Origin of the sequence: Epilithonimonas sp. (assembly GCF_032055105.1) — a bacterium.
GTDB lineage: Bacteria > Bacteroidota > Bacteroidia > Flavobacteriales > Weeksellaceae > Epilithonimonas.
Window position 1 is genome coordinate 1 of sequence record NZ_DAMBRK010000004.1, and the last position, 21,084, is coordinate 21,084.

Genomic DNA, 21,084 nt, shown 5'->3' on the forward strand with positions numbered 1-21,084 from the left:
TCTTCTCATAAAAAATGCCCCTAAAAAGTGTATAACTTTTTGGGGGCAGTCCAATATTGCAGGGTTTTTTATTTCAGTATAATTAGTATTTTTGTAGACAAATTTCCTTGATGAAATATTTATTATTCCTGTCATTCATTTTTAGTATTTTTATAAATGGACAACAGATAAACAAAACTGACTCCAATAAAATTTCCTCCGATACAATTAAAGTAGATTCGGGAGAAAAAGATTCATTGGAGATTTATAAGCCTACAATCAATGATTACCAAGTGAAAAAAAGATTTTCTGAAAAGAAAATCTATGATACAACATTTACAATTGAGAGGTCTTATGTGGTAACTCAATATAATAAGCAAGATAATTTTGGAAAAATTCAGTCATCTAACATTGGCTCCGGATTCCAAAATTTGATGTATGAAAAAAGTAGCGAGCAAAATCTAAGTCTTCTCCCTGAAAACAAATCCTTTTACATCATAGGTGAAAATGATATCAATTATTATGATGTAAAAACCCCAACCACGACATTTTTCTATAATAATGCTATGAAAAATGGCGGGCAGCTCCAAACAACTTATACGCAAAATGTTGGGAAGAATTTCAACTTTGCTATAGAGTATATGGGACTTAGATCACAAGGTCTTTATACTAATAGTTTAGCATCTAGTAATAATACAATTTTCAGCGGTCATTATACTTCTAAAAATGGAAAATATGAGGCTTATGCACATTATATCCATCAGAATGTCAACAATCAAGAAAATGGAGGAGTGGCAGATATCTATGCCTTCCTTAGTGGTGATTCTGACTTAAACAATAGACAAAACGTTGAAACCAACTTGTCGGGAGTAGAATCTAGGTATGGTTATAGACGGTATTATTTCAGTCAAGAATTTTCTCCTTTTGACCCAGCAAAATATCCTTTTAAGCTAAGGCATACAATTTTTCATCAAGGAAATAAATACTATTTCTCGGAAACATCAACAAATGTAGATTTCTTTGGAGGTACAGATATCACAGGATTTCCTCTTGGAAGCAAAAAAGTATCCAATAATCTAAGTAACACAATTAGTCTAGTTTGGAATAATGAAAAATTTAAGCTAGATGCAGGATTTCGTCATCAATCATTGAATTTTGGTAACAAAAATGCTTATCCAATTTTAGGAATTCCTGGTTCGTTCAAAGAGCAGAGAATTGGAGCGGTTGGTAATTTACAAATCAAATTATTAGACAAAATCAAACTGAAATCTTTCTTGGAAATTTCCAAAGGTTCCGAATTTGGAGATTACATCAAAACAACTAATGAATTTATTTTCGAACCAATCAAAGATTATTTGCTAGAAGGACGAGTTAATTTTCAGTCAGCTTACCCGAGTTTCAATTATCTCGTGAATTCTTCGCATTATCTCAATTATAACTATTATCTACAAAATCCAAATAACGAAGCCGTAACCCAAATCGGTGGAACTTTGAAATTGGCGAAATGGTTCAACACAAAATTGTTCGTTGATTATTATAGAATTGACAATTACACTTATTTTGATAATTCAGCTAAACCGCAACAGAGTTCATCTTCGCTCAATATTTCTCAAATTGGAGGAGAAGCAACTGCTAACTACAGAAAATTTCATTTGAACGGAAGAGTATTGTTTCAAAAAGCTTTGACGAATGATAATCTTCTACCGATGCCCGATTTTATTGGTCGCGTTAATTTATATTATCAAGCTCCGGCATTCAAAAAAGCAGCAGAAATCCAAGCGGGAGTTAAATTATATTACTTCACCAAGTTTGCTTCAAGAGAATATTCGCCAATTCTTAATGAATATATTTTGCCTGGAACAAACGCGTATTCAATTGGTGGGCAGCCGATTGCTGATGTTTACATTAATATGAAAGTGAAAAGAATGTTTTTCTATGTAGAAGGTCAGCATATCAATCAGACTTTTATGCAGAACAAGTCGTTCACGGCGCCAAATTACCCTATTTATGATTTTCGATTGAATTTGGGCGTAGTTTGGTATCTTTTCCACTAATTTTGTGAGAATAATTATGGCAGCTTTATCCGCCTTCCGCTCCCAATCTTTTTTGCAGACGATTTCAGTTTAAATAGAACTTGATGAATAAGCAAAAAAGGATTTCCGCTCAAGTCGGGCTGCAGTTACAGTATAAAAACAACATTTGTAAATAAATCAAAATTTTGCTGAGTGAAACGCCTTTGCGTATCTTAAAAACAGTTAGTTGTTAAAAAAAAAACTTTGCGAACCTTGCGTTTAAAAATTTAAAAAGTACCAACCAAATGACCATCGGTTTCGAAAATATAGACAGCATTCCCAAATTGGTAAAAGACTTTCTGAAAAAAAATCTGGAAGAATTTCAAGGAAAAGTTTTTGACTTGGAGAATTTCAAAAATCAGATTTCAGAAAAACAAAATTCATATTCTGATGACAAAAGAGAAGTTCTTCATAATGCGATTTTTTCTCAGAATCAAGAAGAACAGATGTCTCTAAAACAATTGGAATTTCTCTTTTCTTTAAAAGATAAAAATACTTTCACTATTACAACTGGGCATCAGCTAAACTTGTTTACAGGTCCGGTTTTCTTTATTTACAAGATTTTGCAGACTATCAAAACGGCTGAGTTTTTAAAATCTAATTTCCCGGAATTCAATTTCGTTCCTGTTTTTTGGATGGCAACGGAAGACCACGATTTCGATGAAATCAATCATTTCAAAACGCGTGAACATTATTACGAAATCAAAGGAAATGCAGGTGGCGATGTTGGAAATGTAAAAATCGATGAAACTTTTTTCATTCAGGAATTTGAGAAAGAATTCAAAGATAATCTTTACGGAACCGAATTGATTCTTTGGATTAAAAAAGCGTATCAAAAAGGAAAAACACATACGCAAGCGATTCGGTATTTGGTGAATCAATTGTTTTCGGATTACGGATTATTGACAATTGATGGAAATGAAAAAGAACTGAAAAATCAGGTTAAAGATATTTTCAGAAAAGAATTGTTATCAAACCAACTTTTCGAAACGACTAAAAATCAAAGACAATTTCTCGAAGATAATTATGGCAAAGTCCAAGTCAATCCGAGAGAAATCAATCTCTTTTATTTAACAGAAACCAGAAACCGAATAGAGGAAATTAACAATGAATATTTCATTCTTGACACAGATTTGAAATTTTCAGAAGAAGAGATTCTAAATGAACTGGAAAATCATCCCGAAAAATTTAGCCCAAATGCAGTTCTTCGTCCGGCTTATCAGGAAAAGATAATGCCAAATCTGGCGTATGTTGGTGGAAACGCTGAGATTATGTATTGGATAGAACTCAAAGATTATTTCGAATACATTAATCTTACTTTTCCAATTTTGATTCCAAGAAACTCAATGTTGTTTTTGGAAGAAAAAACCTTTAGAAAAATTGAAAACTCAGGATTGAAGATTGAAGATTTCTTCGGGAATTTTGCTGAAGTCATCAATCAAAAAATATTAGACAACAACGAAATCAAATCACTTCTTGAGCAAAAAGAACAAGATTTGATTAATTCGTTTTCAGAAATAAAAACAAAGGCAGAACAAACAGATAAAACTTTTGTAAACCTTGTGAATGCAGAGGAAACGAGACAATTAAAGTCTTTCAAAAGAATGCAAAAACGTCTTTTGAAAGCAGAGAAAATAAAGCAATCGGAGAAATTCGAACAGATGCAAAATCTATTTTTGAAAGTCCACACAGGCGGAACTTGGCAGGAAAGAGTGTTGAATTTCAGTGTGTTCTATGCAGATCTTGGTAAGCAATGGATTGCCGATAGTTATCAACAGATGGATGTTCAAAAATCGGAACTGATAATTTCTTCCATTTAATCTGAAAGCATTATTTTTGTAGCAATATAAAAAAAGGATGGTTAAAAAGATTTTCATTTTATCAGGACTTATCGGCTTTTTAGGGCTTTCGGCACAGAAAACCCACACTGTTGCACCAAAGGAAACGCCTTACGGGATTTCTAAACAATATGGTATCACGATTGATGAATTGTATCAATTGAATCCTTCCAAAAAAGAAGGTGGTCTTAAAATTGGCGATGTCATTGTGGTTTCAAAAAGTGGAAGTTCAAAAACAACGACTTCAGCTTCAACGCCTGCTGCTACAACTTCAGTAAATAAAACAGGTAAAACGGGAACCATTACTTTACAGCCAAAGCAAACCATCTACGGAATTACAAAGCAGTATCAAATTTCTGAGGCTGACCTTAGAAAACTGAATCCTGAGTTAGATTCTCATATGAAAATCGGGGATAAGATTACTTTGCCATTAGATAATATTCAGAAATTTGGAGGTTCTGTACCTGCAACTGTTGTTCAAACGACTACAACGACTACGACGGAAAAACCGACTGAAGTAAAAACAGTGACTAAAACTGAAACCGATTCTTCTGATAAAGATTTATACGTTGTTCAGGCAAAGGATAATTATTATAAAATCTCGAGACAATTCAACCTGACTCAAAAGCAGTTATTTGCTTTGAATCCGGGATTGGAAACAGCAGGTTTGAAACCGGGAGAAGCAATCAGAGTTTCTGGTTCTGATTCTGTTACGACTTCTTCTAATTCTATCAAAGTTGAAGATAATTCTCAAAGCAATACAACTTCGGCTCCAGTTACAAAAACCACAACTCAGACAACTGTTTCCGAGCCTGTAAAAACTTCAAATTTGAGTTCTTCAGAAGACGATTATGTGACTTATACGGTTCAAAGTGGCGATACTATGTTCAGTATTATGAACAGATTTAATGTTACGCTTGACCAATTAATTAGCCTTAATCCAAATCTTTCTGATGGTTTGAAAGCCGGAATGACTTTGAAAATCAAGAAACAAGACCCGATGTATTCTAAGAAAAGCGGGGATGTTTTGAGTGTTGTTTTGATGTTGCCTTTCGGATATGATGCCAACGATGCGAAGTACAGAACAATGTCTATCGATTTCTTGACGGGTGCAAAATTAGCAGCTGAGAGAAATGCAAACAACGGACAAAAACTAGACATCAAAGTTGTAGATGCGGGAAACGAAACGACTTTCAAAAACAGTCTTTCTCAAATCAATCCTGAAAATACTGATTTAATAGTTGGACCTTTTTTCAAATCAAGTGTTCTTGAAGTTCTAAGGTTTGTAAATGATAAAAAAATTCCTGTAGTTGCACCTTTTGCGAATTCAGAAGACCTTTTTGATTACAGCAATTTGATTATCATCGAAACTGAAAATTCAGTTTATTCAGACAGAATCGTAAAAGAAGTTGGTCAGGTTTATCAAGACCAAAAAATCTATATCGTTGCAGATAATTCTAAAGCAAACGCAAATGCGATTAAAGCTGGTTTAGAAAAATCATTATCAAAACCTAATGTAGTTATTGTTAATTCTTCATCAGAAATTCAGTTAGAAAATAATATGATGACGGGACAATCGGTTCCAGTGATCGCTATTTTGGCTGATGACGATGAGTCTGCTGGAAATGCATTTGCATCAAAAGTTATAGCTCTTGGAAAACAAACAGAAGGCGTGAAAGCGTTCAGTATGTTTTATAGTCCAAGTTTTGAGAAAAATGTAGATGACCTTTCAAAAGCGAGTTTGGTTTATCTAATGGATAGAAAAATCAATTATGACGGAGATTTCGAAAAAGAAATTCTTGCAGCTTACAAAGGCAAATATTGTAAAACGCCTTCAAAATATGCCGTAATCGGTTTTGATGTGATGAACGATATGCTGACAAGAGAAAACAAAAAAGGAGAAATTTTCAAACAAATCGGTAAATCTCAAACACAGTTGGCTACAAAATTCGAATTTGTAAAAGCAAAACCAAATGGCGCTTACATCAACAACGGTTACAGAGTTGTGAGATTGATGCAATAATTATAGTTGATAAGCGATTAATGATAATTGATTCAGGATTCGCTTTGACATTAGAGATAAAATAAAATTTAAAACATTGATGGTATAATCATTTATAATTCATCAATTATTATTTATAAATATATGAAAGCACTTGTATTTCCTGGGCAGGGTTCACAGTTTGTCGGGATGGGAAAAGAACTTTACGATTCCCGAAAAGATGTGAAAGACCTGATGGATTCTGCCAATGATATTCTTGGTTTTGATATCGTTTCTGTGATGTTCAACGGAACAGACGAAGATCTTAAAAAAACCAGCGTAACTCAACCAGCTATTTTCCTACACTCGGTTGCTGCTGTAAAAGTAGCTAATGGTTTGGGCGCAGAAATGGTTGCTGGACATTCTTTGGGTGAATTTTCCGCTTTGGTTGCTAACGGCGTTTTATCTTTCGAAGACGGATTGAAATTAGTTTCCGAAAGAGCACAAGCAATGCAGATGGCTTGCGATATTAATCCAAGTTCTATGGCTGCAATTCTTGGTTTGGAAGATACCAAAGTTGAAGAAATCTGTGCCGAAATCGAAGGAATCGTTGTTCCTGCAAATTACAACTGTCCTGGACAATTGGTGATTTCTGGCGAAACAGCAGCTGTTGAGAAAGCTTGTGAAGCTTTGAAAGCGGCCGGAGCAAAAAGAGCTTTGTTGTTGCCCGTAAACGGCGCTTTTCATTCCCCATTGATGATGCCTGCGCAAGAAAGATTGGCTGCCGCGATAGAGAAAACCAAATTCCGTAAAGCAACAATTCCGGTTTACCAGAACATTACAACTACTGCAGTTTCTGACCCGGAAGAAATCAAGAAAAATCTGATTGCTCAGTTGACTGGTCCTGTAAAATGGACTCAAAGTGTGCAAAATATGATAAAAGACGGCGCAACCAATTTTATAGAAGTTGGACCTGGAAAAACACTTCAAGGTTTGATTAAGAAAATTAATCCGGAAGTAAGTGTTGCATCTGCAATATAAATAATCAACAAATGAGCAGGATATTTTCACCGGGCAAGTTAATGCTTACCTCAGAATATGTTGCTGTTGATGGCGCTCTTGTTCTAGCTATTCCAACGAAGCTGGGACAAGAGCTTTTTTATACAGAAAATGAAGACCAAGAGTCATTAATTTTTTGGGAAGCTTATCATCAGAATCAATTATGGTTAAAGGCTACAATTGATTATAAAAATTGGAAAATTCTTGAAACTAACGATTCCAAAGCTTCAGAATTCATTCTTAAAACGCTCAAAAATGTTCAGAATCTTTCTGAAATCAAACTAAAAAGTGATGCCTCTTATCACGTCAAAACCAATCTTCAGTTTCCTTCAGACTTCGGATTAGGAAGTAGTTCTACCTTGATGAACAATCTTGCAGAATGGGCAAATATTGACCCATTTATTCTTAATGAAATTAGTTTAGGTGGAAGTGGTTATGACGTTGCTGTTGCCAAAGAAAAGTCTGCAGTTCTTTATAGCCGTTTTCCTGAAAGAGTTTATAAAACGATTGATTTTCAACCGAATTTCAAAGATGAATTGATTTTCATTCATCTCAACCAAAAGCAAGATACACGAGAAGGAATTTCTCATTACAAGTCCAAGCCAACTTCAACGGAATTAATCAATGACTATTCTAAATTAACCAAAATGATTGTCAATAGTCAGAATTTGGAAGAATTTTCAGAATTAATGACCATTCACGAGCAAAAACTGTCCGATTTTCTCGGAACTCCAACTGTAAAAGAAAAATATTTTCAAGATTGTCCAAGTTTCGTCAAAAGTTTGGGGGCTTGGGGAGGAGATTTTGTTCTTGCTTCCAAATTTGGAGATTATCAAGACTATTTCAAAAAGCAAGGTTTTTCCAAAATATTTTCTTGGAAAGATTTAATTAGTTGATTGTTAATTGAATATGAATTTTTATTTAACTGATTAAAGTCATTTTATAAAAACTTTTATAATTCGCTGATATTTTTACATTTGTCGCAACACCCTTAATCTTCAAAAAATATTAAAAATGGACAAGCTAAAATCTTATCTCGAACTTCAAGGTATCTTTGACCCCAAAGAAATTATACACAATCCAACTTACGAAGAAATTTTCCAGGCGGAAATGGACCCGAGTAATTCCGGATTTGCTAAAGGCGTTTTGACAAAGTCTGGAGCTGTAGCTGTAAAAACAGGAATTTTTACCGGCAGGTCTCCAAAAGACAGATATATTGTAAAAGACAATATCACTCAGGATACGATTTGGTGGGACGGAAATATCAATCGTCCAACTACAGTCGAAGTTTTTGATGAGTTAAAAGACATCGTAACCAAAGACCTTTCCGGCGACAGAATCTATGTTATTGATACATTTTGTGGTTCGAATGAGGATACGAGACTGAAAGTAAGGTTCGTTACAAAAGTCGCTTGGCAAGCTCATTTTGTGATGAATATGTTCATCAGACCATCTCATTATGACCTTCAAAATTATAGAGAACCAGATTTTGTGGTTATCAACTCTTCCGAATCTGTAAATCCAAATTGGGAACAACACGGACTTAATTCTGAAGTGTTTGTAATGTTCGATTTGACCAAAAAAATGCAGATTATTGGCGGAACTTGGTACGGCGGAGAAATGAAGAAAGGTATGTTCGCAATAATGAATTATTATCTTCCATTGAAAGGAATGGCTTCTATGCACTGTTCTGCAAACGTAGGCGAAAATGATGATGTAGCAGTTTTCTTCGGACTATCAGGAACCGGGAAAACGACACTTTCTGCTGACCCAAAGCGTTATTTGATCGGCGATGATGAACACGGCTGGGATAATAATGGTATTTTCAATTATGAAGGGGGTTGCTATGCAAAAGTGATTGACCTTAGTAAAGAAAAGGAACCGGATATTTATGGCGCCATCAGAAGAGATGCATTGTTGGAAAATGTGGTTACAGATGATGAAGGAAACGTAGATTATGCTGACGGTTCGATTACGGAAAACACAAGGGTTTCCTATCCAATTTATCATATCAGCAAAATTGTTTTGCCTTCCAAAGCTGGTCACGCGAGTAAAATCATTTATTTGTCAGCAGATGCATTTGGGGTTTTACCTCCAGTTTCTATCTTGACAGACCAGCAAGCGCAGTATCATTTCCTTTGCGGATATACATCAAAATTAGCAGGAACAGAATTGGGAATCACAGAACCGACTCCTTCTTTTTCACCGGCATTCGGAGAAGCGTTTTTGACACTTCATCCAACAATGTATTCCAAAACGTTAATTGGAAAAATGAAAGAACACGGTGCGAAAGCATATTTGGTAAATACCGGCTGGAACGGAACAGGAAAGAGAATTTCTCTGAAAGAGACAAGAGCGATTATCGATGCAATCATTGACGGAAGTATTGATAAAGCAGAGACAAACAAAGTTCCGGTAATGAATTTGGAATTCCCAATTGCATTGCCAAATGTTTCCGAAAATATCCTTGACCCAAGAGATACTTATGAAAATCATTCTGATTGGGAGAAAAAAGCTAAAGATTTGGCCGGAAGATATATTAAATATTTTGAACAATTTACAGATAATGACGAAGCTCTGGAATTGGTGTCTTCGGGACCGGTTTTATCAGAAGTTCGTCAGGACTAAAAATAGAAACGCTTCCAAAATTGGAAGCGTTTTTTATTAATGGGCTTCGAGAGCCTCAGCCTGACAATGTTTGATTTTAATAATTATTTCAAAAAAGGATTATGTTCTTTTTCAAAACCGATTGTCGTTGGTTCTCCGTGTCCGCTGTAGACTTTCGTATTTTCAGGCAAAATTAATAATTTATCTTTAATACTTGAAATCAATTGATTATAATCACCTTTGTGAAGGTCGGTTCTTCCAATACTCATCTGGAAAAGTGCATCGCCGGAAATTACAAATGCATTATTTTGATTATAAAAAGCAACACTTCCCGGCGAATGTCCTGGAACATCATAGATTTCAAAAACATCTGAACCTAATTTCAATTGTTCTCCTTCTTTTATATATTCAGTTTTTCCGTTGAAAGCGGGGAAGAAGAAACCGTAATTCTTAGCTGTGAAAGTTGCTCTTTCCAATATCTCTACTTCATCAGAATGAATCAAAACCGGAACATCAAATGTATCATAAGCCCATTGCAAACCAATAATATGATCGATATGAGCGTGCGTCAAAAGAATATTTTTGATTTTAAGTTCGTTCGTTTTGATGAAATTATGTAAAGTTTCCGTTTCAGCTTCGGGCATATTTCCCGGATCAATAAGAAAAGCTTCCTTTTCATCGTTATAAATGATGTATGTATTCTCAGAAAATGGATTAAATGCAAAGGATTTTACGTGCAACATTCTTTTTAATTTAAATGTAAAAATATAAAACATTAACTTAGCGATATGAAGTTATTTAGACTATTTTTTATTTTTTTAAGTTCATTTACTTTGGCTCAAGAAATCAGTGGTGTACAAGTTTTTAATCCAAAAACTAATGACGAAACGGCTGTTATTGCACAAGGCGAGCAACTTATTTTAAGATTTGATGATTTGTCAAACTCTAGCCAGCTCTATCGTTACACTTACAAACACTATAATAGAAATTGGGAAGAAGATGGACTTTTCTTTACAGAATATGCCAATGGAAGTATGAATGCTTTGATTGACCAGTTTCAGTATTCTTTCAATACTTATCAAAAATATACGCACTACGAATTGACTTTTCCGAATGAGAAAATTCAACCAAAAATCTCTGGAAATTATGAGATTATCGTTTACAAAGATTCTCAGGACAAACCGTTATTTAAGAAAAGATTTTCTATTTATGAAGACGGAGCCAATCTTGGGATTAATGTTACCAGATTCATTGATGCAAAAAATCCCAATCTGAAACAAAGGTTAGAAATACAAGCTATCGGAAATGGTGCAGGAATTACTAATAATCTTTCGTCATTATCGTTAAGCGTGATTCAGAATAATAATTGGGGAATTGCGCTTAAAAATCTGCGTCCTAGTTCTACTTTAGGCAATCAACTGCTTTTTCAACAGTTAGGATTGGCTTTTCCAGGTAATAATGAGTTTTATTATTTCGATAACAAGATTATGAATCAGGCGATGGATATGGTTGCCAATACGGAAAATATTGATGGTAGAAATTACACTTATCTTCATCCCGTTTGGGCTTATCCAGGAGATTATCAGTATCAACCTGATGTAAATGGCGCTTATTATTTCCGAAGAAATGATCTTGGGATTGAGAGAGATGCGTCTAGAGAAGCCGATTATTCTTGGGTTTATTTTGCTCTAGACAGTCAAAAATCGGACAAGGAATTATATGTCTTGGGAATGTTTAATGATTATAAAGCTGATGCTAAAAGCCAAATGCAATATGATGAGAAAGCGCAAAAGTATATCGCAAAAATCTATTTGAAACAAGGTTTTTACAGTTACATAATTGCCACAAAAGCTTCTGATGGAAAACTGAATTACGGTGAAGTCAATGGGAATTTTTGGCAGACAGAGAATCTCTATCAAGCCTTCTTATATTATACACCATTCGGTAGAAACTTTGATGGTTTGATTGGTTATGGAGAGTTCCGAACGCCAGTGCGATAAGTAAGTTTTGATTATAATTATTTTTTTTTAATCAAAGTATTTAGAAGTAAAAATTTAATATTGCTTTATCTAATATTTTGGAACATTTTTGGTTATCTTTCTGGAAACAAAAATCTTATGGAGTTAGTCTTCGAAAACAGAAAATCAGGAAACGGCGGATTTATAACAATGAAAAACCAAGAGGAAGAAGTTGGTAGATTAACTTATACTATTGTTCCTGAGAACAAAAAGTTAATTGTAAGTTATGTGATGGTTTTTCCAAAATTTGAAGGTCAAGGATTAGCGAAAAAATTAGTCGATAAATCTGTAGAATTTGCAAGGAAAAATCGTTGGACTATCAAAGCTCATTGCTCTTATGCTCATTCTGTTCTTAGTCGAAAGCAAGATATTGAAGATGTTTTTGTAGCTTAATGAATTTTATATTAAAAATAAAAAAAACCGAATCATTTCTGACTCGGTTTTATGTAATATAATATTGGGAAAATAATTATCTATTCATAGACATTAGGAATTCTTCATTATTTTTTGTCCCTTTAATCTGTTTCTGTACAAACTCCATCGCTTCAAGAGGATTCATATCTGCTAGATATTTTCTCATAATCCACATACGCTGTTGCGTTGCCTCATCTAGAAGAAGGTCATCTCTTCTTGTACTGGATGATACCAAATCTACAGCTGGATAAATACGCTTGTTGGCAATTTTTCTGTCTAATTGTAATTCCATATTTCCAGTTCCTTTGAACTCTTCGAAGATCACTTCGTCCATTTTAGAACCTGTATCAATCAAAGCTGTTGCGATAATTGTCAAAGAACCTCCATTTTCGATTTTTCTCGCTGCTCCGAAGAAACGTTTTGGTCTGTGAAGTGCATTAGCATCAACACCACCAGAAAGGATTTTACCCGAAGCTGGAGTTACAGTATTGTAGGCTCTCGCCAATCTCGTAATTGAGTCCAATAGAATCACAACATCGTGTCCACATTCTACCATTCTCTGAGCTTTTGATAATACTAAGTTCGCTACTTTGACGTGTTTATCCGCAGCTTCGTCAAAAGTAGAAGCTATAACTTCTGCATTTACACTTCTCTGCATATCGGTTACTTCTTCAGGTCTTTCATCGATTAGAAGAACCATCATATAAGCTTCCGGGTGATTGGCAGAAATTGCGTTGGCAATATCTTTAAGCAAAATTGTTTTACCGGTTTTGGGCTGTGCAACAATCATTGCTCTTTGTCCTTTTCCTATTGGTGCAAAAAGATCTACGATTCTTGTAGAAAGTGTTGATCCTTTTCCTGCTAGATTAAATTTTTCCTGAGGAAAAAGTGGTGTAAGATATTCGAAAGCAACTCTATCTTTGATGAAAGCTAAATCTCGTCCGTTAACTTCCGTTGGCTTAAGAAGTGAAAAATATTTTTCGCCTTCTTTTGGTAATCTCACGAATCCTTTTACTGTATCTCCCGTTTTCAAACCATAATTTCTGATTTGATTGGTAGAAACATAAACATCATCTGGAGAAGAAATATAACTGAAATCCGAAGATCGTAGGAATCCGTAATTGTCCGGAAGAATTTCCAAAACACCTTCTATTGTAATCAATCCATCAAAGTTGAAATCTTTTTTCGGAGCCTGCTCAGGCTGATTTTCAGATTGTTCTTTTTGATTGTTGTTCTGAGGAGTGTTAGGATTTTGTGTTTTTTGTTGACCTCTATTATTATTGGCCTTTTGTTGCTGTTGACGATTGTTTTGCTGTTGAGGCTGTCTTTGTTGAGGTTTGGTGTCCTCAGGTTTTTCGTCAATCTTAGGAGTTGTTTCAGAAACTGGAACTGTTTCAAGAGGTACCTCAATAGGACTTTGCTCTTTATTTTCAGTTGGTGTAACTCTAGTTCTTGGTTGTTTTTTCTTGGGAGGATTTGGTTTCTTAATCTCTTCTGCTACCACTGGAGTTTCAACAGTTGTAGGAGCTTCTGATACAACAGTCTCTATGGTAGGAACTTCTGCCTCTTGTTTTGGTTTTTCAGCAGGTTTTCTTCCTCTTTTTTTAATAGGAGCTTTTTCTCCAGAGTTTTCTTCTGTGTTTTTCGTCATATTCTCTTGATTAGCGTTTAGATAATCCTTGATTACTTTGGGGTTTGAAGCCTGATAATCTAGAATTGCAAAGACAGTATCTTCTGGAGAGCTTTTCTTAGCCAAATTAACGCCTAAATCTTTAGAAAGTTTGATCAATTCCTCATCGGATTTTGACCTTAGCGTTTCAATATTAAACATATTATACGTAAAAAAGTAAATTTATTTTTGTAAAGTAAGAATGAAAACCAGGCGGTTATCATTTTTAAATGAGTGATTACAATGCAAATCTACATTAATTTTTGAATTAAGCAAAAATTATTTTATTTTTGTAATCGATTTTAACCTTTTTTATAAAGGATTTATAATAAGAATGTTACAAAGAATACAAACAGTCTGGATATTTTTAGCAGTTTTAGGAGCCATTTTCCTGAATCTAACAGCTCAGGATTTTGATATTTTTGGTGGAAATCTTACCATTAATATTTCAATTGTTTTGTTAATTGTAATTGGACTTTTGAGCTTATTCAGTTTCAAAAACCGTAAGAGACAAATTTTGCTGAATAACATCAGCATCATTATAAACGCTTTGTTGGTTGGTCTTTTGACTTACTGGCTACTCAATTTATCCGGAGGAATTCAGTTTCCTGAGAAGGGTATTGAGCCAATTTTTTCATTGATTTCTATTATTTGTCTGCTTTTGGCAAACATCTACATCAGAAAAGATGAGAGGCTCGTAAAATCTGTAGACAGACTTCGATAGGCTTACGACGATTTTTTGAGTGAGAACAGCTTCCTTTTTGGAGGCTGTTTTTTTATTTGTAACAATATTATCTTTATATTTAGAAGATTAGTAACAAAGTGCTAGCTTGTTGTACTTATTATTCTAAAATAAATCAATCTAACTATGAAAAAAGTAATCTCTGTTGTTTTAATTGCTCAATCGTTTCTGTCTTTTGCGCAGGATATTTCCAAAGAAAGACTTGTCAGTATTGTTTCAACTTTAGCTTCTGATGAGATGAAAGGTAGAAAATTCGGAACACCTGAAAACGACAAATCTGCTGAGTATATCGCACAGGAATTCAAAAAAAACAATCTGGATTACTGCTTCGGAGATTCTTATCTCGTTCCTTTCGAGTATAAAGGACAAAAAGGCTACAACGTTTGCGGAATTAAAAAAGGAAAATCTGAACAGAGTTTGGCTTTTTCAGCACATTTTGACCACATTGGAACCAATAACAAAGAGGGCGATAATATCTACAACGGGGCAGACGACGATGCAAGTGGCGTTTCAACAGTAATTGGTTTGGCTGATTATTTCAAAGATAAAAAGACAGATTTTTCAATGGTTTTTATGACTTTCAATGCAGAAGAAATTGGACTGATTGGTTCAAAAGCGTTGTCTGAAAATCAAAATTTAACGCCTGTTTTCAATAATATCAAAGCGCTTTTTAATTTCGAAATGTTAGCGACAGAATCTCAGTTCGGAAAAAATGCTGTTTTTATGACTGGCGATGAGTTTTCTGATTTCGATGAATTGATTAATGCAAACGCAGTTAACGGTTTGAAAGTTTATCCAGACCCATATCAAGGTCAGCAATTATTCTACAGGTCTGATAATGTGAATTTTGTCAAAAGAAAAATCATTGCACATTCTATCTCGACAGTTGATATGAACAAGGCTTTTCATTACCACGCTGTGAATGACGATATTAGTATTGTAGATGCTGATAATTTGACAAATATCATCAATAATTTTGCTAAAACTATTGAAAAATTCAATACAAAAAACTTCCAGCCTAAGTATAATGATAAGGTAAAATACGATTTGTAACGTCTTAATAAGTAGTAGGAAAAAAAGTACTTATAGTTAAAATATAATGATTGTTAGTCTTTTATCTTTTATCTATTTTCTTTCATCTATTGCAAGCTATTTATTTTCCGTATTTTTGCCTTTCAATTTTTCTTAATGAAACCATACCAGCGAATTTTAGGTTTTGCAAAACCACATCAAAAATACCTTTGGGGAAGTATGTTTTTTAACATTCTTTACTCACTTTTGCAAATCTTTTCCATAGGAACATTACTTCCAATTTTGAGCATAATGTTCGGAACTTCTGATGAAATCGACACAACAAAAGCTCCAATTTGGAATGGTAGACTGGCTGATTATTTCGCTTATGTGAAAGATTGGGCATATTACACGATTCAGGTTAATATCGATGAACACGGCGGAATCAAAGTTTTAGCGATTCTTTGCTGTATGACGGCGTTTGCTTTTTTATTGAGGAATATTTTCCGTTACATTGGTTCTTACTTGTTGGTAAATTACCGGGTTGGGATTACAAGAGACTTGAGAACTGCGATGTACGACAAGTTTCTGAAATTACCTGTTTCTTTCTTCACAGAACAGAGAAAAGGTGATATGATGTCCAGAATTTCCAATGATATCGGTGGTGTAGAAAGTGGAATTATGGGTTCTTTGGTAGACATTGTGAACTCGCCGTTTATGATTATTTCGTCTTTGACAGCGTTGTTTCTTCTTTCTCCAAAATTGACATTATTCTCATTAGTTGTCTTCCCAATTATGGGTTGGATTATCTCTTGGGTTGGGAAAAGTTTGAAAAAGCAGGCTAAAAATGCTCAGGAAGAATTAGGAAATCTCTTCTCTTTGGTTGATGAAACTTTAAAATCTTCAAAAGTAATCAAGATTTTCAATGCAGATAAAATTCTGAAAAATCGATTTAATAAAACCACAAATCAATGGCAACATCACGCCATATCGATGAGTAGAAGGCGAGAACTAGCTTCTCCAATGAGTGAGTTTCTTGGTTCTGTGACAATGTTGTTGATTACTTGGTATGCAGGAACAGAAATCATCAACGGAACCAATCGTGACCCTGCAACTTTCCTTGCTTTTATCGCGGTTTTCTTTCAAATTTTGGACCCGGCAAAACGTTTGTCGAATGCTGTTTCCAATATCCAAGGAGGAATGGCGAGTTTGGAAAGAGTTTCCGAAGTTTTGGATTATGATTTAAAAGTTGATGAAGTTCCAAATCCAACACCAATTTCTGAATTAAAAGATAAAATTGAATTCAAAAATATTGGATTCTATTACGAGAAATCTAATCTGATTCTCAAGAATTTCTCCATCGATTTACATAAAGGGAAAACAGTTGCTTTGGTTGGACAATCCGGAAGTGGAAAAACAACGATTGCCAATCTATTAGCAAGATTCTACGACGTTTCCGAAGGCGAAATCCTGATTGACGGACATAATATCAAAAATCTAAAACTGACGGATTATCGTAAACTTCTGGGAATGGTAACTCAGGAATCTGTTTTGTTCAACGATTCGGTTTACAACAATATCTTGATGGGAAATCCTGATGCAACCGAAGAACAAATTATAGAATCTGCTAAAATAGCGAATGCTCACGATTTTATTACCCAGCTTCCGGAAGGTTATCATACCAATATTGGAGACGACGGAAACAAACTTTCGGGCGGACAAAAACAACGTGTTTCCATCGCAAGAGCAGTTCTGAAAAATCCACCAATTATGATTCTTGACGAAGCAACTTCTGCTCTAGATACAGAGTCTGAAAGATATGTTCAAGACGCTTTGGAAAAGATGATGCAAAACAGAACTTCTCTAGTGATTGCACACAGATTATCAACGATTCAGAAGGCTGACCATATTGTTGTGATGGAAAAAGGTGATATTGTGGAGCAAGGTTCTCATCAGGAATTGATGGACAAAGACGGAACTTACAGAAAGTTGGTTGAGCTTCAGAATTTTGATTAATGAATCCCATTCAGGAATATTTTTATCGGGTTGATGAACCTGCGAGAAGTGCGCTTCTGTTTATCCGAGAAAAGATTCTAAATTCCGATGAACTGATTACCGAAACTTTCAGCTTTGGACTTCCTTTTTGAAATATAAAAAGAAAATGCTCTGCTATTTCTATTACAGCAAACAACATCAGAAGCATTATCTCAGTTTTTATCACGGCGATAGAGTGGATTATCCTGAACTTTTATCCGAGGGCAGGAAAAAATTCAAAATCTTACTTCTAGATATGGAAGAGGATTTACCAATGGAATTGATTTTCAATATTCTTGATGAGGTGAAAACTTATATCAAATAAATTTTAGAATTAAATTATGTTTTCATTATTCAGAAAAAATAAACCGTTCCAAAGAGAAAACTTTGCATTAAAGTTGTCGTTAGAATGGGGCAAGAGTTTTGGAAAAGATATATCTGAAAGATTAATAAAAAAGTTTCCAGAGCTTAATACTTCAGAAATAGAACATTATAAAAATTTGTGTAAAAGTGTTCAAAATGATTGTTGGAATTTGGTTGATTACAAAGGCGATTCTATTATTGTTGATGAATTAGAAAAACGACTAAATGAGAACGTCTTTCAAAAATATCAATGGATAAATAAAGATAATCAGCGTAAATTATATTCTCAGTTTTCCTATTACTTTTGGAAAGACGGTTTGCTTAAATAATAATTAGATTACCCAACTTCCAGCCCATTTTTCACAGGTAAGCTTGGACTTAACAAAGTCACATCACTCTTATTTTCTCCGTAAACGCCTAGAACAAGACATTCGCTGAAGAAGTTGGCGATTTGTTTCTTTGGGAAGTTCACAACCGCAAGAATTTGTTTTCCTATCAAATCTTCTTTTTGATACAAAGCTGTGATTTGAGCCGAAGATTTTCTAATACCTAAATCTCCAAAATCGATTTCCAATTGATAAGAAGGATTTCTGGCTTTTTCAAAATCATTCGCGGAAATAATTGTTCCCACTCTGATGTCGATTTTCTCAAAATCTTGCCAAGTTATTTCTGGTTTTGTCATTGTTAAGTTGTTTTATTTTTAATGTCTTGCAAAAGTTTTTCAACTTCAAATTTTTGCTCAGAGTATTTTAATTGAAGTTCACTTCCTTCGCCCATTCTTCCGTAATAAATCAAGGCTTTCTCACCAAAGAAGTTTTTGTAATAATCAGAAAGTTCTGGAATCTGCGGAAAATTGGCATGAAATAACATTTCGTAGTAAGCCTGCCATTCGCGTTCGTTCTTGTCCATAATCATCATTTTTGACGATTTCTGACGAACGTGCAACATCTCGTGAGCGAGCATATTGAGAACCAATGTCAAATCAAAATCGAAAAGATTTCTCGGAATCAAAACTTCCTGCATATCTCCGATTTCTCCATTAGCAGTCAATAATATCGAGTTCTTTTCTAATTCTTCCCGAAAACCAAATCCTAAAAAGTTCTCATCATCCAATTCGAATTCATGGATGAGGAATCTTGCAGCCTCTAGGATTTCGCCAGTTTCTTTGTAGGCGTTGAGGTTGAATTGTAATTTTTCGTAATTCATTTGTGTGTTTTATTTAATACGATTTTCCGCAATATCAGAATTTTGTTTCGTATGCAGGACTGCGTGAACATAAATCGTGTTATCTTCAACAGTATAATAAATTCCGTATGGGAATTTTCTCGTGAAGACAATCCTTATTTCTTTATATCGTTTTTGATAATGTTGCGGATTTTTCTGAATCTTAAGTAGTGATTCATCAATTTTTTCTAGAAATTTTTCAGGGAGGTTAATATTCTGATTCTTATACCATTCCATCGCTTCTCTAATATCTTGTTGCGATTTTGGTTTGATTATCAGCTTATAAACCATATTCTTTTTTAAGCTCATTCACAACATCAGCCCAAGGTTTTCCCGATTCTGGATTGTATTGATGTTCTTCTAATCGCTTATCCAGAATTTCTCGATGTTCTTTCGTAAGACCTTTTTCATCAGAGTTTTCGTTGGAAATAATTGCATTGAAAATCTGCAACATTTTATCGTCAGCTTGGTCTATAAAGTCGTGGATTTTTTTTCTGAGTTGAATGCTTGAGTCCATTTTGTGTTATTTGATGATTTCAAAGTTAATGAAATTCTGAATTTGTTTCGTGCTGATAAATAATTTGTCTGTTAAAACTAATTTTTGGAATCAAATGTTCTATAGAAGTTGAATCTGCGCCCCGACTTGAGTGGAGCTCTTTTTCTTTTTTGAATAAAAAAGAAAAAAGCGGGAACGGAAGGCGGATTAAGGCGCCCAAATAAAAAATCGCACCTGAGAGATGCGATTTGATTTATTTAGAATTCCATATTGACTTCCAGTTTTTCTGCCAGAAGTTTGGAAACTTTTACTTTGAGTGGCTCGATATCGATGTTTTGCATCGCATCGTTGGCGAAAGCGTAAAGCAACAATGCTCTTGCTTCTTTCTTGGAAATTCCACGAGCTCTAAGGTAGAACATCGCGTCCTCGTTCAGCTGTCCAACGGTACAACCGTGCGAACATTTTACATCGTCTGCGAAAATCTCCAGCTGAGGTTTTGTATCGATAGTTGCGCCTTCGTCCAACAAAATATTGTTGTTCTGCTGATAAGCATTGGTTTTCTGAGCAATCTTGTTCACGAACACTTTTCCATTGAAAACACCGTGCGATTTGTCTTTGAAAATCCCTTTGTAATTTTGGTAAGATTCGCAGTTTGGCGTGTTGTGATGAACGGCCGTGTGGTGGTCTACCAATTGGTCTTTCCCGATAATTGTGATTCCGTTCATAAACGAATTGATATTCTCACCGTTGTGAATAAAATCCAAATTGTTACGAACTAATTTCCCTCCGAAAGAAAACGTGTTCACAGTCGTTAAGCTGTCTCTTTCCTGTTTTGCAAATGTATGGTCCACAAGGTAAGAAGTGTCGCTGTCGTTCTGCAATTTGTGCCAATCTGCTTTTGCATTTTGATAAGTGAAAATTTCCGTCACAGAGTTGGTGAAAACGAAAGATTCATCAAAATTGTGGTGACTTTCAATCACTTCTACTTTTGCACCAGCTTCTACAATCAGAAGATTTCTTGTATTGTAGAATGTATTTTCTTCTTGACTGTCAGAAATATAAAAAACGTGAATGGGTTTTTCGATGACGATGTTTTTTGGAACTTTCAAGAAAAATCCTTCATTGAAATAAGCCAAATTCAAGTTTGTGAAAGCTAAATCTTTGTTCGCAATCGTATTGAAATATTGATTGAAAGTTTCTTTTTTTGCTGAATCATTAAGAGCTTCATTCAAAGTCAGAAATTCTGCATTTTCAATCGAAATGTTAGAATATTCTTTGTGAAGTTTACCGTTGATGAACACAATCCAGTCAAAATGTTCTTCTCCAAGATGCAATTCGTCCAACTGCTCTTTGGTAATATGATGAGTTTCTGAAGGGAAAAAATTGTAATTTTTCTCTGTGATTTCCTTCAGATTCGTGTATTTGTATTCTTCATCTTTTTTGGTCGGAAAACCTTTCTCTTCAAATTTCTGAAGCGCAGTTTTTCTCTCTTCGTTCAAAAAAGAATGACGAAGCGATTCCAAAAAATCTGAATGTTGATTTAAAATTTGTATGTTTAAACTCATTAGTTGTTTGAA

21 protein-coding genes are annotated in these 21,084 nt (G+C 34.5%); 14 read left to right on the top strand and 7 right to left on the bottom strand.

Features of this window, described 5'->3' with window-relative positions:
* The first annotated feature begins 110 nt into the window (after positions 1 to 110).
* From RTY06_RS04140 to pckA, 6 genes are all read left to right on the top strand, one after another.
* The gene (locus RTY06_RS04140) at positions 111 to 2,033 is read left to right on the top strand and encodes a putative porin (RefSeq protein WP_312823034.1); all 1,923 of its coding nucleotides are present in this window, start codon (positions 111 to 113) and stop codon (positions 2,031 to 2,033) included.
* 263 nt (positions 2,034 to 2,296) lie between these two features.
* Entirely contained in the window at positions 2,297 to 3,871 is a 1,575-nt protein-coding gene (gene bshC, locus RTY06_RS04145) for a bacillithiol biosynthesis cysteine-adding enzyme BshC (protein ID WP_312823036.1), read from the top strand.
* Positions 3,872 to 3,908: 37 nt separating this feature from the next.
* On the top strand, positions 3,909 to 5,912 hold the full coding sequence (locus tag RTY06_RS04150) for a LysM peptidoglycan-binding domain-containing protein (protein WP_312823038.1): 2,004 nt from the start codon (positions 3,909 to 3,911) through the stop codon (positions 5,910 to 5,912).
* Positions 5,913 to 6,035: 123 nt separating this feature from the next.
* Entirely contained in the window at positions 6,036 to 6,911 is an 876-nt protein-coding gene (fabD, locus tag RTY06_RS04155) for an ACP S-malonyltransferase (protein ID WP_089769700.1), read from the top strand.
* An 11-nt stretch (positions 6,912 to 6,922) separates the two neighbouring features.
* Positions 6,923 to 7,825 carry a GYDIA family GHMP kinase gene (locus RTY06_RS04160; RefSeq protein WP_312823041.1) on the top strand — a complete coding sequence of 301 codons (903 nt, stop codon included), beginning with the start codon at positions 6,923 to 6,925 and terminating at the stop codon, positions 7,823 to 7,825.
* 118 nt (positions 7,826 to 7,943) lie between these two features.
* Positions 7,944 to 9,557, top strand: coding sequence for a phosphoenolpyruvate carboxykinase (ATP) (gene pckA, locus RTY06_RS04165; RefSeq protein WP_312823042.1), 1,614 nt, complete (start codon positions 7,944 to 7,946; stop codon positions 9,555 to 9,557).
* A gap of 83 nt (positions 9,558 to 9,640) precedes the next feature.
* Here pckA and RTY06_RS04170 read toward each other — a convergent pair whose 3' ends face one another.
* Positions 9,641 to 10,279 carry an MBL fold metallo-hydrolase gene (locus RTY06_RS04170; RefSeq protein WP_312823043.1) on the bottom strand — a complete coding sequence of 213 codons (639 nt, stop codon included), beginning with the start codon at positions 10,277 to 10,279 and terminating at the stop codon, positions 9,641 to 9,643.
* Between the two features lie 45 nt (positions 10,280 to 10,324).
* Between RTY06_RS04170 and RTY06_RS04175 the strand changes: the two genes are divergently transcribed.
* A complete protein-coding gene (locus RTY06_RS04175; protein WP_312823044.1) occupies positions 10,325 to 11,536 on the top strand; it encodes a DUF5103 domain-containing protein in 1,212 nt (403 codons plus the stop codon).
* Positions 11,537 to 11,653: 117 nt separating this feature from the next.
* Entirely contained in the window at positions 11,654 to 11,947 is a 294-nt protein-coding gene (locus RTY06_RS04180; protein ID WP_116033321.1) for a GNAT family N-acetyltransferase, read from the top strand.
* Between the two features lie 76 nt (positions 11,948 to 12,023).
* On the opposite strand, the gene rho is transcribed toward RTY06_RS04180, so the two are convergent.
* Entirely contained in the window at positions 12,024 to 13,799 is a 1,776-nt protein-coding gene (gene rho, locus RTY06_RS04185) for a transcription termination factor Rho (protein ID WP_312823045.1), read from the bottom strand.
* 172 nt (positions 13,800 to 13,971) lie between these two features.
* On the opposite strand from rho, the gene RTY06_RS04190 reads away from it, so the two are divergent.
* The 6 genes from RTY06_RS04190 to RTY06_RS04215 all read left to right on the top strand — a co-directional run bounded on the left by RTY06_RS04190 (position 13,972) and on the right by RTY06_RS04215 (position 18,116).
* Positions 13,972 to 14,361, top strand: a complete 390-nt coding sequence (locus RTY06_RS04190; RefSeq protein WP_312823046.1) for a DUF4293 family protein — start codon at positions 13,972 to 13,974, stop codon at positions 14,359 to 14,361.
* Positions 14,362 to 14,505: 144 nt separating this feature from the next.
* A complete protein-coding gene (locus RTY06_RS04195) occupies positions 14,506 to 15,432 on the top strand; it encodes a M28 family peptidase (RefSeq protein WP_312823047.1) in 927 nt (308 codons plus the stop codon).
* Positions 15,433 to 15,567: 135 nt separating this feature from the next.
* Entirely contained in the window at positions 15,568 to 17,406 is a 1,839-nt protein-coding gene (locus RTY06_RS04200; RefSeq protein WP_312823049.1) for an ABC transporter ATP-binding protein, read from the top strand.
* Positions 17,406 to 17,537 carry a hypothetical protein gene (locus RTY06_RS04205; protein ID WP_312823050.1) on the top strand — a complete coding sequence of 44 codons (132 nt, stop codon included), beginning with the start codon at positions 17,406 to 17,408 and terminating at the stop codon, positions 17,535 to 17,537. The genes RTY06_RS04200 and RTY06_RS04205 overlap by 1 nt, the downstream gene beginning before the upstream one ends.
* Before the next feature lie 14 nt (positions 17,538 to 17,551).
* On the top strand, positions 17,552 to 17,749 hold the full coding sequence (locus tag RTY06_RS04210; protein ID WP_312823052.1) for a hypothetical protein: 198 nt from the start codon (positions 17,552 to 17,554) through the stop codon (positions 17,747 to 17,749).
* Between the two features lie 16 nt (positions 17,750 to 17,765).
* Positions 17,766 to 18,116, top strand: coding sequence for a hypothetical protein (locus tag RTY06_RS04215; protein ID WP_312823053.1), 351 nt, complete (start codon positions 17,766 to 17,768; stop codon positions 18,114 to 18,116).
* 8 nt (positions 18,117 to 18,124) lie between these two features.
* On the opposite strand, the gene RTY06_RS04220 is transcribed toward RTY06_RS04215, so the two are convergent.
* The 5 genes from RTY06_RS04220 to sufD form a co-directional block, all read right to left on the bottom strand.
* Entirely contained in the window at positions 18,125 to 18,469 is a 345-nt protein-coding gene (locus tag RTY06_RS04220; RefSeq protein ID WP_312823054.1) for a tRNA-binding protein, read from the bottom strand.
* A gap of 2 nt (positions 18,470 to 18,471) precedes the next feature.
* Positions 18,472 to 18,993 carry a hypothetical protein gene (locus RTY06_RS04225; protein WP_312823055.1) on the bottom strand — a complete coding sequence of 174 codons (522 nt, stop codon included), beginning with the start codon at positions 18,991 to 18,993 and terminating at the stop codon, positions 18,472 to 18,474.
* A 9-nt stretch (positions 18,994 to 19,002) separates the two neighbouring features.
* Entirely contained in the window at positions 19,003 to 19,302 is a 300-nt protein-coding gene (locus RTY06_RS04230) for a type II toxin-antitoxin system RelE/ParE family toxin (RefSeq protein ID WP_312823056.1), read from the bottom strand.
* Positions 19,292 to 19,528: an addiction module protein gene (locus tag RTY06_RS04235; RefSeq protein ID WP_312823057.1), complete on the bottom strand. Its 237-nt coding sequence runs from the start codon at positions 19,526 to 19,528 to the stop codon at positions 19,292 to 19,294. Before RTY06_RS04235 ends, RTY06_RS04230 begins: the two co-directional genes overlap by 11 nt.
* Before the next feature lie 236 nt (positions 19,529 to 19,764).
* On the bottom strand, positions 19,765 to 21,072 hold the full coding sequence (sufD, locus tag RTY06_RS04240) for a Fe-S cluster assembly protein SufD (RefSeq protein ID WP_312823058.1): 1,308 nt from the start codon (positions 21,070 to 21,072) through the stop codon (positions 19,765 to 19,767).
* Positions 21,073 to 21,084: the final 12 nt, after the last annotated feature.

Bases quoted from the DNA above. Each gene is read 5' to 3' on its own strand.
- RTY06_RS04140 (WP_312823034.1), top strand. From the start codon at position 111: ATGAAATATTTATTATTCCTGTCATTCATTTTTAGTATTTTTATAAAT.
- bshC (WP_312823036.1), top strand. From the start codon at position 2,297: ATGACCATCGGTTTCGAAAATATAGACAGCATTCCCAAATTGGTAAAA.
- RTY06_RS04150 (WP_312823038.1), top strand. From the start codon at position 3,909: ATGGTTAAAAAGATTTTCATTTTATCAGGACTTATCGGCTTTTTAGGG.
- fabD (WP_089769700.1), top strand. From the start codon at position 6,036: ATGAAAGCACTTGTATTTCCTGGGCAGGGTTCACAGTTTGTCGGGATG.
- RTY06_RS04160 (WP_312823041.1), top strand. From the start codon at position 6,923: ATGAGCAGGATATTTTCACCGGGCAAGTTAATGCTTACCTCAGAATAT.
- pckA (WP_312823042.1), top strand. From the start codon at position 7,944: ATGGACAAGCTAAAATCTTATCTCGAACTTCAAGGTATCTTTGACCCC.
- RTY06_RS04170 (WP_312823043.1), bottom strand. From the start codon at position 10,279: ATGTTGCACGTAAAATCCTTTGCATTTAATCCATTTTCTGAGAATACA.
- RTY06_RS04175 (WP_312823044.1), top strand. From the start codon at position 10,325: ATGAAGTTATTTAGACTATTTTTTATTTTTTTAAGTTCATTTACTTTG.
- RTY06_RS04180 (WP_116033321.1), top strand. From the start codon at position 11,654: ATGGAGTTAGTCTTCGAAAACAGAAAATCAGGAAACGGCGGATTTATA.
- rho (WP_312823045.1), bottom strand. From the start codon at position 13,799: ATGTTTAATATTGAAACGCTAAGGTCAAAATCCGATGAGGAATTGATC.
- RTY06_RS04190 (WP_312823046.1), top strand. From the start codon at position 13,972: ATGTTACAAAGAATACAAACAGTCTGGATATTTTTAGCAGTTTTAGGA.
- RTY06_RS04195 (WP_312823047.1), top strand. From the start codon at position 14,506: ATGAAAAAAGTAATCTCTGTTGTTTTAATTGCTCAATCGTTTCTGTCT.
- RTY06_RS04200 (WP_312823049.1), top strand. From the start codon at position 15,568: ATGAAACCATACCAGCGAATTTTAGGTTTTGCAAAACCACATCAAAAA.
- RTY06_RS04205 (WP_312823050.1), top strand. From the start codon at position 17,406: ATGAATCCCATTCAGGAATATTTTTATCGGGTTGATGAACCTGCGAGA.
- RTY06_RS04210 (WP_312823052.1), top strand. From the start codon at position 17,552: ATGCTCTGCTATTTCTATTACAGCAAACAACATCAGAAGCATTATCTC.
- RTY06_RS04215 (WP_312823053.1), top strand. From the start codon at position 17,766: ATGTTTTCATTATTCAGAAAAAATAAACCGTTCCAAAGAGAAAACTTT.
- RTY06_RS04220 (WP_312823054.1), bottom strand. From the start codon at position 18,469: ATGACAAAACCAGAAATAACTTGGCAAGATTTTGAGAAAATCGACATC.
- RTY06_RS04225 (WP_312823055.1), bottom strand. From the start codon at position 18,993: ATGAATTACGAAAAATTACAATTCAACCTCAACGCCTACAAAGAAACT.
- RTY06_RS04230 (WP_312823056.1), bottom strand. From the start codon at position 19,302: ATGGTTTATAAGCTGATAATCAAACCAAAATCGCAACAAGATATTAGA.
- RTY06_RS04235 (WP_312823057.1), bottom strand. From the start codon at position 19,528: ATGGACTCAAGCATTCAACTCAGAAAAAAAATCCACGACTTTATAGAC.
- sufD (WP_312823058.1), bottom strand. From the start codon at position 21,072: ATGAGTTTAAACATACAAATTTTAAATCAACATTCAGATTTTTTGGAA.